The organism is Ruegeria sp. CF5, assembly GCF_056537325.1.
Genome location: NZ_JBQFRI010000005.1, coordinates 150,143 through 166,567, shown reverse-complemented (window position 1 = coordinate 166,567; position 16,425 = coordinate 150,143). Strand labels below are relative to the sequence as shown.

Here is a 16,425-nt window from a genome sequence, read left to right as displayed (position 1 = left end):
TAGTGCCGCCGCTGCAAAAGAACGGCGGCACCAGCTGATCAGACAGACATGCAGACGTATTTCATCTCAAGATAGTCTTCCATGCCGTGATGGCTGCCTTCGCGGCCAAGTCCGGATTGTTTGACGCCACCAAACGGGCCCAGCTCGGTCGAGATGATTCCTGTATTCACGCCAACAATGCCGTATTCAAGCGCTTCGGCCACCTTGTAAACGCGGCTCAGATCCTTGGCATAGAAGTACGAGGCCAGACCAAAGATCGTGTCATTGGCCATGGCGATCACGTCATCCTCATCCTCGAATTTGAACAGCGGGGCGAGCGGGCCAAAGGTTTCATCCTGTGCGACCATCATGTCCTGGGTTACGCCTGTCACGATCGTTGGCTGGAAGAAGGTGCCGCCCAAGTCATGTGGCAGACCGCCGGTCAGAATGGCGCCGCCCTTGGATGTAACGTCCTCGATATGTTCCTGCACCTTGGCAACCGCTTCGTCGTTGATTAGCGGGCCGGTTGTGGTGCCTTCGGCCAGACCGTCGCCGATTTTCAGCGCTTCGACGGCAGCCTTCAGCTTGGCGGCAAATGCGTCATAAACACCGGCCTGTACATAGATCCGGTTGGCGCAGACGCAGGTCTGGCCGTTGTTGCGGAACTTGCACAGCATCGCGCCTTCGACAGCTGCATCCAGATCGGCGTCGTCGAACACGATGAACGGCGCGTTGCCGCCCAGCTCCATCGAGCATTTCATGACCTGATCGGCGGCCTGCTTCAACAGAATGCGTCCAACTTCGGTCGAACCGGTAAAGGTCAGCTTGCGCACGCCGGGATTTTCGCAGAATTCCTTACCGATCTCGCTGGCGCGGGACGAGGGCACCACGTTGAACACACCCGCCGGGACGCCAGCCTCATGCGCCAGAACGGCCATCACCAACGCCGACAGGGGCGTTTCCTTGGCCGGGCGAGCGACAAATGCACAGCCGGCAGCCAGTGCCGGAGCCGCCTTGCGGGTGATCATCGCATTGGGGAAGTTCCAAGGGGTGATCGAGGCCGCAACCCCAATCGGCTGTTTCAGCACCATGATCCGCTTGTCGCGCTGGTGGCCGGGGATGGTTTCGCCATAGACGCGTTTGGCCTCTTCACCGAAGAATTCGATGAACGAGGCGCCGTAACCAATCTCACCCACGGCTTCGGCCAATGGCTTGCCCTGCTCAGCAGTCAGAATCTTGCCCAGATCCTCGGCGTTTTCCATCATCAGGTCGTACCAGCGGCGCAGGATCGCCGCGCGTTCCTTGCCGGTCAGTTTGGCCCATTCTTTTTGCGCCGCCTCCGCCTGTGCAATCGCACCCGCAACCTGCGCGCGGCTGACATCGGCCACTTCGGCCACCACATCGCCACGTGCGGGGTTGGTTACCTCGAATGTGCCATTGTCGCCATCCACCCATTGGCCGCCAATATAGGCCTTGGTTGCCAACAGGTCGGGGTTTTTCAGGATCGATTTCAGATCGGTTGTTGCGTCCAGCATGATAAGCCTCCGGCGGAAATTGGATTGCGCGCACCCAAGCAGGTGGCGACGCAATTGTCTATGGCCACTCTGGATGTGGAATCACTCCAGATTTGATCAAAATACTATTAACATGTTAAGTTAATCAAGTGTTCAAACTTAAAGACCCGCCAACATGCGATCTCGTCTATCTTTTTGTCGATGAGTTTGCCAATCTTCGCGGGAATTGTAGGCCCGAGGGGATGTAAATGACCGTAACATTCCCTATCTTATTGGGTAAATAAAGAAAATAGGGATAGAAAAGATGGCGAACCAGCAATTTGACGCGTTGATTCAGGAAACTCAGGCCAAAGTGCGTGAGAGTCAGTCGCAGATCGAAGGGCTGACCTCGCGGATCGAAGCGGCGCGTGCCAAGATCGGTACCGCCGAGGCGGATATCGACATCGAAAACGCCACGCTTGAGGATGTACATGCTCATACCGAGGTGATGAACGCCAATATCGCCGAGCTGATCATGGGCCTGGACGACGTCACCAACGCCTTTTCCAAGGATTTCGACGAGATGCGTTCGAAAACCGGATGGGAATCGTTCGTCGGCATCTTTTCCAAGGGCAAGTCCGAGTCGCTGCGGCAAGAACGGATGCGCACGGCCAATATCGACGACAAGCTGCAGGATCTGATCGCCAAATCGGATGTGATCGTGAAGCTATTGGAGGGTCAGTTGTCCGTTCTGGAAGAGCAGCGCGTGAAGGTTGAGGACAACCTGACCGTCACGCTGGACGACCGCGAAGCAACCGTGGCCGAGCTGGAGGCGTTGCGCACCGAGATTCAGGGCATGGACCCGACAATCATCACGCTGGAAAACAAGATCAGCGTCGAACAGGACGCCGCCGCGCGGACGCAGCTGGAAACCGAACTGGCCGAGCTGAACAAGCAGTACAACGCCAAGGTTCAGGAAGAGCAGGTCAAGCTGGCCAAGTCCCAGACGCTGGAGCGCTATATCGAAAAGGGCAAGACCTGGGTCGATTCACTGCAGAACCAGGCGGCGACGCAGATGGTGCTGATCAACAAGCTGCAGACAGACACCCAGCAGCGTGTGGTCCTGTATGACGCCCTGACCAAATCGCTGAAAACGGCGCAGCAGCAGGACGTTGCGCACCGCATCAACGAGATCGGCGTGCAGACGGACCAAGAGGCGCAGACCGCGATGGCCGCCATCGGTACCGCCACCAACCAAAAGATGGCCGATATGCTTGAGGCGCATGAAGACCACATGGTCTTTGCCCGCGATGTGCTGGAGAAAAAGGCCAAGGCTGATGAACGCTTTAACCGCCGGTTCGCGTCGATTGTCGAGAAGCACGATAAGAATTTGTATGGGGGTTGAGCTAGTTGCGCTACTCAACACGTGATGTCCTGAACACTATTCCCTTGTTGTTGCTAACCGCATTTTTAATAACGTTTGTCGTGGGTTTGACCTCGGGAATGCCAAATCTGAGTGCTTTTGCGGTTTGGGCCATGGTCGCACTTTCTTTGTATATGTCGATCTACTTAAACCCGAAAATGGAAGGCTTTGTAGATCCTGATCGCCGATTGAGCTTTATGGAAGCAATCCAATCAAGGCGTTTTTGGCGTATGTTCCTGAAAAAATATGCATGGTTGTTTATTGTCATGATGTGGGGGATGTCGAACTTTATTGATTGGGGGCTTACGGTTACTGCCGCAATTGGCCTTTACCTGTTCGCATTCCATCGACAGATAGAAGACTGCAGAATGCGACTAGAACGCCTAGACATTCCCAATGACTAACCCCACCCAAGACCATGTCGGCCTGACCGACACCTTCGCCTCGCGCCGGTATTTCCGCAAATTCGAGGTGATCACCGTCCACCTTCTGCGCGTGGCCGCGACGATGGAGGCTGAGGGCGCGATTAGCAAGCAAGAAGTGCGGATTATTTCGCGTTACCTTTCGGGGCTGCTCTATACCTTCCGCGCGCTTTCGATGAAATACTTGCTGGTCGGGCGCGATACGGGACGGTTTTTTGGCAGTCTCGCCATGGACAAGCGCGACAGCGGCTTTCCGGTAGCGGCTGAGCTGCTGACCATGGCTAATGACGCGCAGCAGGCGCAGGTGCATCTGGCGAACATGCCCTCGGAAGACGACCTGAAAACCGACATGGTTCGCACCATAATCGGTGATCAGGAAATCCCCACCAAACTGCAATTCGCGCTGTCCCAAAGGCTCTATTACGAGGAATTGCTGAAAGGACAGCTTTTTTGGGCTCGCAACGATCCCGAATGCCATTGGATTGGGAACGACGGCGAGCGGCGTAAATTCCTGATCCATTGGGCGGTGTATGACAGCCAGATCAACCTACCCGTGATTTATTTGATGCAGCTTGAGGACAGCGGAAAAACTGCGTTGCCCAAGGATCAGCGCCGCTGGCCCGAGGTGCAGGCGCATCTGATGGCGCAAGCGCTGGGTGGGTTGAAGCTGGTGACCATCGCCAAAGGTTTCGATCAGGATTTCGACGACCTGCACCCCAAACACCTGCGCCGCATCCATGTGGGTCCGATGTACTCCTCGGTCTATACCGAGCAATCCGGCCCTTTGCGCCAGGTGTTGGAAGATGCGCAGGCGCCCGAAGGGCAGGACTGGGCGCTGGCCTGGACCACTGAGGAGTTGGAAAGCGAAGAGGTGATCGAAGAGCGCGCCGGGTGGTTTTCCACCGTCGAGCGTGAGGTTTTTGCCCTTGACCCATTCGGCGGGCAGGGGGCCGAAACCGGGGCCACGCGCACGCAGCGGTCGATCATCCTGCCGCAGCGCCCGTTTCAGGTTCTGGCAGAACGCAACCCGCCGGGTTTTGCCGATGTGAACAAGTTCGTCGTCAGCAAGACGGGGCAAGTGTTGCGATATTGAAATTTTCACCCCGTTCGGACCCTGGAAGGGTCCTGCCGGGCAGCGGGACGACCGTAATTTGAACGAGAATAAGTAGGGTTGAGCAAATGAGTTTGACGTCAGATCAGATGGAATTGCGTGAGGCGGATATTCGCAAGCATTATCCGGCGGCGACCGCTTTGCTGAACGGTTTCGAACATGCGCCCCGAATTGCCAAGGCCGCTGAAGCGTCGACTACGCGGTCTCCGGGGGTATCGACCGGCCGGCGGTTTCGGTCCACCACGCCGGGTTTGGTGACCCGACGCACAGTGCGCGCCGACGGGGTGCATCTGGTCGAGCGGATAGAGGCGTCAGATGATGGCGATACGCTGGTCTCTCCTCCGCAGGCGACTGTGCAGCAGGCGATCCGGCGCGCCATTGCAATCGCTTTGGCCGTGGCCGAGGCCTATGCGGAACAGACCCCGTTGGCCGACCTGAAACGCGCGAACCTCGCCGGGGATTTGCCAGCCGCCCGTAAGACGGAATTCTCGGAACTGTTGGCGGCTGAGGCTCTGATCACTTCCCATACGTTCGGCAACGCGCTGGCCTATTTGATGTCCTCTCATCTGGGCGAAACTACGGTTGATATTGGCGAGATCGAAGAGGTTCTGACAGACAACGGCCAACTCGCACTGCACGGCGCGCTGTGGGAGCTGGACCAGACCCTTGCCAAGCACGCCCCCGACGATGCCCACCTTATCGCGGCAGCCAGCGCCTATGCCGAGCAACTGTTGGAAAAGGTCGCTCTGCGCGCCCAGTCCGCTGGCCATTTGGCCCCATTCCAGAACGCCGCTTGGCATATCGAGGCGGATGATCTGACGATCCGGGGGTTCGAACCAGCCTCCAAGGCCAAATCCACCACGCTTACCATGACGTTCAAGAAACCGAACGAGGTGGTGGGCAACCATATCGCCAAGTATCAGGCAATGAAGCTGGCCAAGATGCTGATGGCCTATGACTTCGACCGCCGCCTGAATCCGTTTGCCGAGCTTGGCGGGTTCATCTTCACCTTCATGGGTGACGGCAAACCGGGCACCGGTAAGACCACTCTGATCCAGATGATGGCCGGGCTGATCAACGACTATTGCCAGAACGCGGGCTATCCGTTCCGCTATCAGAACCTGAGCACCGACAATATCGACAGCTATCAGGGCAAATCCGGCCAGAACGCCAAAGCTTTCATCAACACGATCATCGACCCGTCGGTTATCGGTTTCGGCACCATCGACGATATCGACCAACTGGCGGGCAAACGCGGCGATCGGCAGTCGTCAGCCGGCCAATTGGAAATCACCGCCGTGCTGATGGAGAGCTTTGCAGGCGCCAACACCGTCGTGCGTGGCAACTGCACCTTTGGCATGTTCTCGAACTACCCCGAGAATGTGGACGACGCCTTGCGCCAGCGGGCGGGTGCGCGATTCTTGGTGGACGGGCCGCAAACGCGCGAGGATTACATCGACATCCTACACCTGCTGATGGGGCGCAACCACGACATCCCGCTGGGCGCACACGAAGCCTATGCCGCGCAGGAAATCAAAAAGGCCGTCGCCGCCAGTTTCGAAAGCCATTCCCGCCCGCATGAGGACGCATTGTTGCAGGTCTATGACCGCGTTTCAGGCGATATCGGCCAGATGGACACGATTGCCAAACTGGGCACCTACCTCAAGGCGATCCAACAGGCCGATGAGCGCTTTACCGGCCGCGCGATCAAGAACATCACCGACGCGGTCAAGGTTCGTGCGATGGACTTCGAACTGCCCGACGAGTGGATGGAAAACCCCGACCTGTTCCTGTTCCGCGACTACGACACCAAGAAGGCGATGATCGAGGACCTGCGCCAGCCGATCACGGTCGAGATGGTGATGCAAGAGATCAACCGCTACGCCGACAGCGAGTTCCGCTATGCCGACAAGAGCGACGAGGTCGCCATCGAGAATGCCGTCCGCGAGATGGGCCGGATGGAAGAAGCTAAGCGGCGGTATTTGGAGGGGAAGGGGTGATCAGTTTTATAGCGTTTCTGCTCCCACTCATCCTCGGAGTGCTTCTTTCAATATTGATTGGCAAGAGAACAAACAGAGCTTTGAAAGAAACCTTTGATCGAAATGAACGCCTGCTTCCTGTCGCAGTCAAATACACTGCTTCAGCCGTTGTTGCTGTTGTCGCGTTAAGTTTTGTTCTGGCAGCAATATTTGCGGACGTAACCGATACCCTAGACGGGAATGCTTCGCGTGAGCAGTTTGTTGGATATGCTAAATTTCAAGCGATTTGTATGTCGGTGTTCTTAATGCCTACGATGCTAATGGCGCTTCTTCTTGGGCGAAAGGGCGAATGAGAGTTTGATGTTAATAGGAAACATGAAACATAGGATGTTCGAGCTTGCGCAACAGTATTGTGCAAAAAAAGGTGTGCCATGATCCGCCTCATCGAAAAAGGCCTGATGTTCGGCAACCTCGTCCACATCTCCAGTCCGGCCCTGGTCGAGCGGTATAACCGCGCGCTGCAGCATCTGGCGGGCAAGACCACGGCGCTCACGGATTTTCACGTCGATATCTCGGGCTATTCGCCGGAGGTGGGGATTGAGCTGGAAGACGAGCTTTACCTCAACCCCAACGGGGTCAACCGACAGTTCATCCTGCTGACGACTGAGCAGAAGCGCGCGCCTCTGCTGAACGTCAAATTCTCGACCTCGCGCGATATCTTGCGGGAATTCATCGAGATGAACGAGGCACAGCTTTTTGCCCTGACCGCCACCGATGCGGTGGCCGGAGAGCTTGTGAACTCGGTCATCAAGCTCACCACGCCGCGCGATCTGTTGAACCTGCGCAAGATCGAGATCGAGGCCGATACCGCTGGCGGCACCCTGCGCAAGGCTCAGCAACTGGCGGGCATGGTCGAACGCTTCAAGTCCGAAGAGGACGCCTGGTTCGACGATGTGCTGATTGCAAAGATGATCGAAACCGCGAAGGAAACGGGCGACGTGACGCGCAATCCGGTCCGCCTGGGCCATACCGCGTTTGAACAGCGCAACTTCTGGACGGCGCATTTCGGCGGCCTGTACCTGTTCCCGGATATGGATCACCCGGCGGCGATCTGTATGGGTGACAAACCCGACGATCTGCCAATCAAATATGTCTTTGACCTGTCACAGCGAAACCAGATTGCAAAGTTCCTGGGCTACAACGATCTGGTCGAACCCATCGTCAAGGCGCGCGGTGTCGATGCCGCTGCGATCCTGCAGCAAAAGATGGACTTTCTGACCATCGACGCGGCGGCGGATGCAGGAGTTGATCTGACGGGGCTGGATCGCGGCGACATGCGGCGGCTCGCCCGCAACCACGCCGATCGTCTGCCCGAGGCTTATCACGGTCTGGCGCAACTGTTGCGCTGGGCCAAGGATGGCGGGCCGTGGCCGCGCATCACTTCGGATCATCCGGCTTATTTCTATACGTTGCGCGCCGCCGATACGCCGGACCGCGATCTGGTGAACATGTTGCTGGCCGAGCTTGCGCCTCTGGACCCGCGCCAGATGTTTATCTGCCATAAAGAGCTGTTTTACGGCACTTTCGCCACATGGCCGGACACCAAGAAAGCCTATGTTGCCGACTTCCTCGCGCGCGAGTATCAGGTGGACAAGGCAGGCGCCCGTGCCGCACTGTTCGGACATGAACCCGACATGAGCGGTGAGGACCGGATAAGCGAAACAATGATTTCGCGTGTCGGACCGTGGGGTGCCGTTAGGAGTAACTGAATGTTCGTCGCGCTGCGATTTCTTATCCCTCTGCTGATCGTACTGACGATCGTCTATGTCGCGGTGTCGCTCTATTCTCGTTGGGTTCGTCGCGGAAAGCTGATTGCGCATTGGGAGAAGAAGGGCATGACGGGCGATCGGGATGCTTTTGTTGAACGCGGATTGAAAAAATACGACAATTCCTTTCGCCGCAAGCTGATCCTGGGGGTCTATATCGTGCCATTGGGGCTGATCGCGATCCTGATCTATGTCACTAATTTCATGTAAGGTTTCTGCAAATGCGTTACATCAAATGGGCTATCGTCATCCTGTTCTGGGGCACCATTGCATCGGTATTGAACTACACCCTGCCGCAGCACGACATCGTTCGCATTTCGGACACTTATGAAAAGCGGATTGATCCGGGTGAAAACAGCATCTTCTGGTCGGTTCAGGACGTTGGCAGCGATCCGACCACGCCGAACCGCGACGTGTTTTTCATTCAAACGCGAAAGGCCAATGGTAAGGTCATGGTCTATCGGAACGAAGATACCGGCTGGGGTTGGCCACCCTATTTCAAACTGAACTCTTCAAATCTGCAGGCTGAAGCGGCGGATCTGAAATCAACGACTGAGGCACCGCGTTGGGTCGCGGTGCGCCATTACGGATGGCGCAGCGAGTTTTTGTCGATCTTCCCAAACGCCGTGAAACTCTGGCAGGTCGAGGATCCCGATGTTCGGATCATCCCCTGGTTCAACATTATTTTCCTGACCATATTTGCCGCAATCGCCTGGGCCATTCATGTTCGCTGGCGCCGCTTTCGGGTGTCGCGTATTGATCCCATGATCGAAAATGTCGAGGACGGCCTGTATGCGGCCGGGGACGCCATCGAGGAACGGCGCGGCAGGCTGCGCAGGTGGCTGGACAGTTGGAAATCGAAATAACCGCCAGGCGTTTCCTGGTAAACGGCCCTACCTAACGACGAACTCGGCATGTAAGGCACCTGCAGCTTTAATCGTTTTCAGAATGTCGATCATGTCGCGAGGTGAAACGCCAAGTGCATTCAACCCGGCCACGACCTCGGACAAGGTCGTGCTTTCGGCCAGTTCCGCTAATCCGGTGCCTTCGTCCTCTTCAATTTCGGCAACGGTTCTGGGAACGACAACAGTTTGCCCGTCAGCAAAGGGGTTGGGTTGTATAACGATTGGCGCTTCTTCGACACGAAGGGTCAGATTGCCCTGAGAGACCGCAACGCGCGAAATCCTTACATCGTCGCCCATAACGATTGTGCCCGACCTCTGGTCGACGACGACGCGGGCTTTGCGCTCGGGCTCGACCAGAATATTTTCGATCCGGCCAATCGCATGCGCGGTTGAAAATTCTCTGGTCGCTTCGACGTTCAGCTCGACGGTTCCGGAATCCCGCATGACGGCAACCGCGCGATTGAATTCGCGGTTGATAGCGGTTTCAATGCGGCCCGCCGTCGTGAAATCCGGTTCGCGCAACGCCAATCGCAACTGCGTCAGTGAATCCAGATCAAAGTCGATCTCGCGTTCGACCCGCGCCCCAGCCGGGATCACGCCCGAAGTGGGCACCCCGCGTACGACCGAGGCCGCGTCGCCCTCTGCGACTGCACCACCAGCCAGAACTGTGCCTTGCGCCACCGCATAAATCTGTCCGTCCGCCGCATTAAGAGGGGTCATGATCAACGTGCCGCCTAGCAGGCTTTTTGAATCTCCGATGGCCGAGACGGTGATGTCGATCTGGCCTCCGACGCGCGCGAAAGGTGGCAAGTTGGCAGTAACAAGAACGGCGGCCACGTTTTTGGGTCGAAAATCCTCGCCATTCACATTGACCCCCAAACGTTCGAGGATATTCGACATGATCTCTTCGGTGAAAGGTGCATTACGCAATCCGTCACCAGTACCGTTTAGGCCAACAACCAGGCCGTACCCGACAAGGTCGTTGCCGCGCACGCCATCAAAATCCACCAGGTCCTTCAGGCGGATTGCCCCGGCGAACGCGAATTCCGGTAACAGGAAAGCCAGCAGGAAACACAGAACCCTCATCTCAGGAAATTCACCAGAGAAAGGTTCGCATTGCGAACGGTGACAGAGTACAGGCTTTCCAATTGGAACTGAATGGTTTGCAATCGGGCTGCGGTGTCATAAGGGTCGGCGCCAATCAGTTCGTTCCTGGAGATTTCAATGCTGGTCTGAGCCGCCGAGTTATGCGATTGCGCATTCTCGATGCGGGCCTGGGCAGAACCGACTTCGGCGCGTAGGGCTACATTTCTGTCATTTGAATTCGCCAATCGAACGCCGATATCCTTGAACAATGCGGTTCGCTGATCCGTACTCAACGGCAGTGCTGAGTCCGTGGCAAGAGCTGCTACCGCCACATCGCGCAGCGCATCGCGAAATTCCGGATCGTCAGCCCTGATTGCCAGGGTAATATCTTCGGTGTCGGAAATCCGTATCGGAGCGAGGTCAGTGTTCGACCCCTGATAGATTATGGCCTCAAATCCGGTTGGATCATTGAACCAGTTGTCAGCGGCTTGCCGGACATCCGCCGCCGTTGTCAGTCCCGTCAGTTCACTTCGCAACGTGTTGAGCAGAGTATCGGCACTGGCCAATGGGGTCTGATCCGTGGCAGTTCCGGAAAACAGGCTGCGCCCACCGACACGGGTGTTCAATGCGGATATCATAGTATCCAGTTCGTTGCGGGCCTGAACGCTTGCGTGTTCGTGAGTTACGGTCTGGGTTGAAGTGCCGAACGCCAGTAGAGATGTGGACAAGGCGGCCACCGAGTCGCCGAATTTTGTCAGGCTGATCTGCATCCCATCAGTCAACAGTTTGGTTTCGGAATTCGCGACGGAATATGCATCCAGACGGGTTAGACCGCGTTCCAGATCCGCAATGTGCGAATAGTCGCCTTTCAGCCGGGCGGAAATACCCTGCACCTTCCCTGAGGACATCTCGTACGAAAGCGTCTCGATTTCCGTTTTGATTTGATGGCCACGCGCCTGAAGGGTAAGGCCTCGTGCCAGATCGCCAATTGAACTCAATGTCACATCTAAATCCTCAGCAGTGTTTGCATAAGTTCATCGACAACCGAGAGAATCCGGGCGTTGGCCGAATAGGCCTGTTCAATCCGCATCATGTGCTGCAACTCGGTGTCGGTATCCACGCCCTGTTCAGCCTCAATCCGCTGCATCTCCAGTTGTGCCGATGCGGCCTGCGTTTTTTGTTCTGACGCGTAATGGGCGTTCGTTCCAACCTTGGACATCAGCGCTTCAGCGATTTCGGCCGCGCTCATGTTGGCGGTTCCGAATGCCGCACCCGGTATCGGGCGCGCTTCGGTCAGAGCATCGCCAAATGCGCTGAGTTGTCTGGCATTTCCGGGATCACCCGGTCCGGCCGCTCCAAGACCGGAGCGAAGTTTCCAGCTATCGCCGCCAACCCCAGGATCTATGAGGGAATTGATTTCGATCCGTTCTGCCAGACCGACCGTTGCAGTTGGATCGAATCTGCTTCCGCGATCAGTGAACACGCCTGCGTCGGTGATCGAAACTGTCGGGTCGAGGCCCGGGTTCTCAAACCGCTCAATCAGGTCGCGCGCGACCGCATCGAGATCCGCCTGAGCTTCAACCGCAAGATTGTCACGGATTTCAAACTGGGCGGCCAGTTTGCCGCCGCGGATACCGGAATTCTCGCCCGTCGTTCTGACAGGCTGCCCGTTGATCTCAAGCCCGGACAGCAGCCCGTTCGAGATCGACATATGCGGCATAGTCTCTCCAGTGACGGAAAACGTGAATTCGGCTGCGGACCCTTCCAGAAGGATCAATCCGCCATCGGAATAAAGTGATACGCCGTCGTTTTCCCGTGCGATCGCATTGACGGGAATCAATTCGTTAATCTGGTCAATCAGACCTTGTCGCTGATCCAGCAGTGCACCAACATCACCGCCTGAATTGCGGATCGTCAAAATCTTTGCGTTCAGAGCCTCGACATCAGTGAGCGACCGGTTCAGTTTTTCGACTTCGGAGCCGATCTCCCGATCAGCCTGTGAGCGTAACTGGCGCACCCCCTCTGACGCCTTACTGATGTTGGACGCCAGACTCTTTGCCTGCGTTACCACGTCGTCGAGCCGCTGTTTCGATCCCGGCAGGCTGGCGGCAGTGATCAGACTGCTTTCAAAATTTGCCAGTTTGTTGATGATCGAACCGGGGTCATCGGCCGTCCCGACAAGTTTTTCGAGGTTGGTGTAATAACCTGATACAGCAGTCGTATTCGCCGCTTGAGCATCCGCGTTTCGCCGATTCGCCGTCAAAACCGGGTCCTGATGCCGAGTGACGCCAACGATTTGCACGCCGTTTCCCGACACCGGGCTGGTCGCCAGTTCCAGTGAACGCCGTGCGTATCCCGGCGTAAGAGCGTTCGCGATGTTTCCCGAGACAACGGCAGCCCCCCGGCTGGCTGCGGTCAGACCGCCAATTGCGTTGTTCAGGGCCGTAGACATATTCATTGGCTTAACTCCAATCTGTGATCACCGGCCGGTTCAACGTTTGATATTAGTTGTTTCCTGCAACATCTCATCAACGGTCTGGATGACTTTGGCGCTGGAGGAATAAGCCCGTTGGGTTTGAATCATCGCGGTCAGTTCCGTCGCGACATCCGTGGTCGATTCTTCGCGCGCGAATGAGACCAGATCACCGGTTGGTCCATCCCCGGCATTCCACAGAAAAAACGTGCCGCTTTCGCGGGAAGGGGCATAAGTCTGGCTGTCCAGCGCTGTCAGCCCGTTGGGATTGGGAACATCCGCCAGCGGTATCTGAAACATACGGCGGCTGATGCCGGTGTCATAGAAGGCGTATACAAACCCGTTTTCGTCTACTTCAACGCTGGTCATCGTGCCGACTGCGGACCCGTCCCGGGTAATGGAAACCGGGGCAAACGTGTCCGACAATTGGGTAATGCCGTTGGCGTCACCTATTTGGCCGATATTGACCTCCATGGGGCCGCCCGCCACGTTGACCAAGAAGCTTCCGGTGGCAGGATCATATGCACCTCCGGATACGGTGGTGACACTGGCCAAGGTTCCACCGGCTGTACGGCTGTCGGTGAAAGTCAGAGTGTACTCTCCGATCACGGCACCGCCCGATGCGGTATCCCGCAGTGTCATGGTCCATTCGTTGCTTGTACCAGTTGCGGGAACTGTGGGCACCAGTTCGATATCGACGTTTTCAGATTTGCCGAGGTTGTCGAAGTATTCGACCGACAGGGGCTGCGTATCGCCGGGAGATCCGGCCTCGGTCGCAGTGGCAGGAAGGTTCATCCGCAGGTTCATGCGGGTCGTTGGCGATCCCGACAGTTGATTGACGCTGAGCTGAACAGGCTGCAGTGCCGCAGGTGTGTCGCGCGGCACACTGGGAATCGATCCGTCTGGCTGCGCAGGCCATCCCAGAAGAACCAACCCGGATTCAGTGACCAGATACCCCTGTTCGTTGGCCCGGAAAGACCCGGTGGTCGTCAACAACATCTGCGATGAGCCGGAACCAATTTGTGAGCTGGGCCTGACCGGTAACATCCCGCGCCCACGTACCGCCAGATCGGTCGAATTGTTGGTAGTGACCAAAGATCCGCTCTGATCGATCAGGCGTTGGCTTGTCGTGCGAACCCCGCCAGCGGAATATGCGCCGCCAGAGCTGGAGGTGACCATGGAATGAAAATCCGTTTCGACCCGCTTGTACCCGAACGTCGAAGAATTCGCGATATTGTCGGAAATGGTGGCCAACCTGTTGGCATTGGCCTTCAGCGCCGCCACGCCCGCATTCAGCGAAGAGGAAATGGTCATCTGCACGCCTTTCTGTTGCGTCAATTGTTGTCGCAACAGATACCGCACGTCCCCTTAACAGCCCGCTAACAGATAAAATCCACGCGATTCTCCGAGTTCACGGGCTTCTGAGAAAGATGATTTCTATCCGGTTGTTGCGGGCTGCCATCGGATTGTCGACAGCGAGTTTGCGGTCCGCGTGACCGGTAATCCGTTGCAATCTTTTCGGGGCAACGCCCTTGCTTTCCAACATTTCCCGTACCGCCATTGCCCTGGATGCCGACAAGTCCCAAACCGGGTTCTGCACCAGAACTACGGGGTTCGCCCTTACATGACCTTCAACTGAAACGTTGTTTGTCACCAGATCTGACGATCTTGCCACCAACAGCGCAAGCGCCCGCATCATTCGGGTTGGCCTATCAGAGCCCTGTTCGAACAGGGCCGATTCGTCCGTGTCAAAAAGTTCAACGATCAGTCCTTTGTCTGTCACCCGGGTCACGATGTGCCTGAGCATTTTCTCGGAGACGCTGCTTTCACCGGTTCGACCGAGCAACCGCGCCTCAAGCGTCGAGAAATCCTCGTTCACGCCGCGCCCGCCACCATCGGCATCGACACCGGTCGAGCCGCGTGCCCGCTTGGCTTCGGTTGGGTTACGGTTGGTCGCACCGGATCCGTCCATCACCATCGTCTTCTCGGAAAACATGTTTTCGCCACCAAAGGCCCCGTCGCCGCCGCCCGAAACCGGGTTGACCGGAATGGTTGGCGAAAAGTAGTCCGCCAGTCCCTTGCGTTGTTTCTCCGTCGTTGCGTTCAGCAGCCACATCAGCATGAAGAAGGCCATCATGGCCGTCACGAAGTCCGCATAAGCGACCTTCCACGCGCCGCCGTGATGACCATCACCGCCAACGACCCGTTTCTTCTTGATGATGATTGGCGCCGCATTCGATTGCGCACCCATTTCCACCACCTGTCTTATCACCCGACAACCGGGATAGCAGAGCAGGTCTTAAGGGATATCTAACATCTAAAGTTGTTCGGAATTCCCCGGATGATCCCGAATACCGTTATTGCAGCGGCATCGCTCGGGCGCGGCGTAGGATCAGTGACAGCCGGTTGAAACTGTCCGCAACATTTTCCGATTCGGTCTTGCCAAAAAACGTATCCAGATCCGCGTGCGCGCGCACAGCCTGATCCAGAAGCGGGTCCGCGCCTTCGGAATACAACCCCGCCTTTATCATGACCTCGGATTGCTCGTAGCTGCCGACCAGTCTGCGGGTTTGGGTGATCAACTCGTTCTCTTCGGCCGTAGCCGCCTCGGGCAGGCTTCGCGAGACCGACCGGCTCAGATCGATGGCAGGAAACCGTCCGCGTTCGGCAATTTCACGGCTGAGCACGATATGCCCGTCCAGAACGCCGCGCAGGATATCTGCAACCGGCTCATCCATGTCGGAGCCGGCGACTAGAACGCTGAAAATCGCGGTGATATCCCCCTGTTCCTCTGTGCCTGGCCCCGCCCGTTCGCACAGACCCGAAATGAGAGGTGTCAGAGAAGCGGGAAAGCCCCGCAACGACGGTGCCTCGCCTGTTGCAACCGCGATTTCCCGATGTGCTTCGGCAAATCTAGTCACCGAATCCGCAAGAAACAAAACGTTCAACCCCTGATCGCGCAGGTGTTCTGCGACAGCCATCGCCGACCAGGCACAGCGGCGGCGCACAAGGGCGGACTGGTCCGAGGTTGCGGCCACAACGATTGCCCGCTTCATACCTTCGGCGCCCAGTGCTTTCTCGACAAACTCGTTCACCTCCCGGCCACGCTCTCCGATCAGAGCCACTACGACGGCATCGGCCTGCATGGATCGTGCAAGAGTTGCCAAAAGGGTTGATTTACCAACACCGGACCCTGCAAACAGTCCGACGCGCTGTCCGCGCACGATTGGCAGGACCGTGTTGAGCATGGTCAGTCCCGTGGTCATGCGCGGCCCCAGTGGCTTGCGTCGGACGGCAGGAGGCGGGTCCTGAACTATGTCTCTTGTCACCTCTCCCCCCAACAGGGGTTTTCCGTCCAGAGGTCGCCCGAACGGGTCAATGACACGGCCCAGCCAGTTCATCGCCGGTGCGAAAGCGGGAGTTTGTTCCAGCACCACCCTGTCGCCAAGTGAAACGCCGTCAGGTGCACCTGCAGGCAACATGTGGACTACTTGATGCGCGACATTCAGCACTTCGCCGGCCAGATGGGGGCCATGTTTTCGTTCCAACCGCAGATGATCCCCGGTTCTGGCCTGATCCGCCAGACCGGCAATCGTGATAAGCCCATTTGTGACCCCGGCAACGCGACCGACCTGGCCCAGAGGATTCAGTCGGTCAAAAGCGGCTTTCAGAGACATTGGTTCGGGCGCGGACATTGTGACTTCTCCAATCGAGTTCTGAAAACGGTT

Annotated in this window: 15 protein-coding genes; 8 read left to right on the top strand and 7 right to left on the bottom strand. The window is 57.1% G+C overall.

Annotation, left to right across the window (positions count from 1 at the left end; all coding sequences use genetic code 11):
* Nucleotides 1-38 precede the first annotated feature (38 nt).
* Nucleotides 39-1,514, bottom strand: a complete 1,476-nt coding sequence (locus ACR0NW_RS13830) for an NAD-dependent succinate-semialdehyde dehydrogenase (RefSeq protein ID WP_170653735.1) — start codon at nucleotides 1,512-1,514, stop codon at nucleotides 39-41.
* Nucleotides 1,515-1,797: 283 nt separating this feature from the next.
* On the opposite strand from ACR0NW_RS13830, the gene ACR0NW_RS13825 reads away from it, so the two are divergent.
* The 8 genes from ACR0NW_RS13825 (at nucleotide 1,798) to ACR0NW_RS13790 (ending at nucleotide 9,099) form a co-directional block, all read left to right on the top strand.
* Entirely contained in the window at nucleotides 1,798-2,877 is a 1,080-nt protein-coding gene (locus tag ACR0NW_RS13825; RefSeq protein WP_480450764.1) for a hypothetical protein, read from the top strand.
* A 5-nt stretch (nucleotides 2,878-2,882) separates the two neighbouring features.
* Nucleotides 2,883-3,299 carry a hypothetical protein gene (locus ACR0NW_RS13820; protein WP_480450762.1) on the top strand — a complete coding sequence of 139 codons (417 nt, stop codon included), beginning with the start codon at nucleotides 2,883-2,885 and terminating at the stop codon, nucleotides 3,297-3,299.
* A complete protein-coding gene (locus ACR0NW_RS13815; protein WP_480450760.1) occupies nucleotides 3,292-4,410 on the top strand; it encodes a hypothetical protein in 1,119 nt (372 codons plus the stop codon). The genes ACR0NW_RS13820 and ACR0NW_RS13815 overlap by 8 nt, the downstream gene beginning before the upstream one ends.
* 86 nt (nucleotides 4,411-4,496) lie before the next feature.
* The gene (locus tag ACR0NW_RS13810) at nucleotides 4,497-6,428 is read left to right on the top strand and encodes an AAA family ATPase (RefSeq protein ID WP_480450758.1); all 1,932 of its coding nucleotides are present in this window, start codon (nucleotides 4,497-4,499) and stop codon (nucleotides 6,426-6,428) included.
* Nucleotides 6,425-6,760, top strand: coding sequence for a hypothetical protein (locus tag ACR0NW_RS13805; RefSeq protein WP_480450757.1), 336 nt, complete (start codon nucleotides 6,425-6,427; stop codon nucleotides 6,758-6,760). Before ACR0NW_RS13810 ends, ACR0NW_RS13805 begins: the two co-directional genes overlap by 4 nt.
* A gap of 78 nt (nucleotides 6,761-6,838) precedes the next feature.
* Nucleotides 6,839-8,176: a DUF6638 family protein gene (locus ACR0NW_RS13800; RefSeq protein ID WP_480450755.1), complete on the top strand. Its 1,338-nt coding sequence runs from the start codon at nucleotides 6,839-6,841 to the stop codon at nucleotides 8,174-8,176.
* Nucleotides 8,177-8,443, top strand: a complete 267-nt coding sequence (locus tag ACR0NW_RS13795) for a hypothetical protein (protein WP_480450753.1) — start codon at nucleotides 8,177-8,179, stop codon at nucleotides 8,441-8,443.
* An 11-nt stretch (nucleotides 8,444-8,454) separates the two neighbouring features.
* Nucleotides 8,455-9,099 carry a DUF1523 family protein gene (locus tag ACR0NW_RS13790; RefSeq protein WP_170653749.1) on the top strand — a complete coding sequence of 215 codons (645 nt, stop codon included), beginning with the start codon at nucleotides 8,455-8,457 and terminating at the stop codon, nucleotides 9,097-9,099.
* A 27-nt stretch (nucleotides 9,100-9,126) separates the two neighbouring features.
* Here the strand turns inward: ACR0NW_RS13790 and ACR0NW_RS13785 are convergent, their stop codons facing one another.
* The 6 genes from ACR0NW_RS13785 to ACR0NW_RS13760 form a co-directional block, all read right to left on the bottom strand.
* Complete coding sequence (locus tag ACR0NW_RS13785; RefSeq protein WP_480450752.1) at nucleotides 9,127-10,224, bottom strand: flagellar basal body P-ring protein FlgI; 1,098 nt, start codon at nucleotides 10,222-10,224, stop codon at nucleotides 9,127-9,129.
* Nucleotides 10,221-11,228, bottom strand: coding sequence for a flagellin (locus tag ACR0NW_RS13780; RefSeq protein WP_480450751.1), 1,008 nt, complete (start codon nucleotides 11,226-11,228; stop codon nucleotides 10,221-10,223). Before ACR0NW_RS13780 ends, ACR0NW_RS13785 begins: the two co-directional genes overlap by 4 nt.
* Before the next feature lie 2 nt (nucleotides 11,229-11,230).
* A complete protein-coding gene (flgK, locus tag ACR0NW_RS13775; protein ID WP_480450749.1) occupies nucleotides 11,231-12,682 on the bottom strand; it encodes a flagellar hook-associated protein FlgK in 1,452 nt (483 codons plus the stop codon).
* A gap of 33 nt (nucleotides 12,683-12,715) precedes the next feature.
* Nucleotides 12,716-14,011 (bottom strand): flagellar hook-basal body complex protein, encoded by a 1,296-nt coding sequence (locus ACR0NW_RS13770; RefSeq protein ID WP_170653757.1) that lies wholly within the window; start codon nucleotides 14,009-14,011, stop codon nucleotides 12,716-12,718.
* Between the two features lie 97 nt (nucleotides 14,012-14,108).
* Nucleotides 14,109-14,948, bottom strand: coding sequence for a flagellar motor protein MotB (locus ACR0NW_RS13765; RefSeq protein WP_480450747.1), 840 nt, complete (start codon nucleotides 14,946-14,948; stop codon nucleotides 14,109-14,111).
* Between the two features lie 106 nt (nucleotides 14,949-15,054).
* A complete protein-coding gene (locus ACR0NW_RS13760; RefSeq protein ID WP_480450745.1) occupies nucleotides 15,055-16,392 on the bottom strand; it encodes a FliI/YscN family ATPase in 1,338 nt (445 codons plus the stop codon).
* Nucleotides 16,393-16,425 lie beyond the last annotated feature (33 nt).

Bases quoted from the DNA above. Each gene is read 5' to 3' on its own strand.
- ACR0NW_RS13830 (WP_170653735.1), bottom strand. From the start codon at position 1,514: ATGCTGGACGCAACAACCGATCTGAAATCGATCCTGAAAAACCCCGAC.
- ACR0NW_RS13815 (WP_480450760.1), top strand. From the start codon at position 3,292: ATGACTAACCCCACCCAAGACCATGTCGGCCTGACCGACACCTTCGCC.
- ACR0NW_RS13770 (WP_170653757.1), bottom strand. From the start codon at position 14,011: ATGACCATTTCCTCTTCGCTGAATGCGGGCGTGGCGGCGCTGAAGGCC.
- ACR0NW_RS13810 (WP_480450758.1), top strand. From the start codon at position 4,497: ATGAGTTTGACGTCAGATCAGATGGAATTGCGTGAGGCGGATATTCGC.
- ACR0NW_RS13825 (WP_480450764.1), top strand. From the start codon at position 1,798: ATGGCGAACCAGCAATTTGACGCGTTGATTCAGGAAACTCAGGCCAAA.
- ACR0NW_RS13785 (WP_480450752.1), bottom strand. From the start codon at position 10,224: ATGAGGGTTCTGTGTTTCCTGCTGGCTTTCCTGTTACCGGAATTCGCG.
- flgK (WP_480450749.1), bottom strand. From the start codon at position 12,682: ATGAATATGTCTACGGCCCTGAACAACGCAATTGGCGGTCTGACCGCA.
- ACR0NW_RS13760 (WP_480450745.1), bottom strand. From the start codon at position 16,392: ATGTCCGCGCCCGAACCAATGTCTCTGAAAGCCGCTTTTGACCGACTG.
- ACR0NW_RS13800 (WP_480450755.1), top strand. From the start codon at position 6,839: ATGATCCGCCTCATCGAAAAAGGCCTGATGTTCGGCAACCTCGTCCAC.
- ACR0NW_RS13795 (WP_480450753.1), top strand. From the start codon at position 8,177: ATGTTCGTCGCGCTGCGATTTCTTATCCCTCTGCTGATCGTACTGACG.
- ACR0NW_RS13790 (WP_170653749.1), top strand. From the start codon at position 8,455: ATGCGTTACATCAAATGGGCTATCGTCATCCTGTTCTGGGGCACCATT.
- ACR0NW_RS13765 (WP_480450747.1), bottom strand. From the start codon at position 14,948: ATGGGTGCGCAATCGAATGCGGCGCCAATCATCATCAAGAAGAAACGG.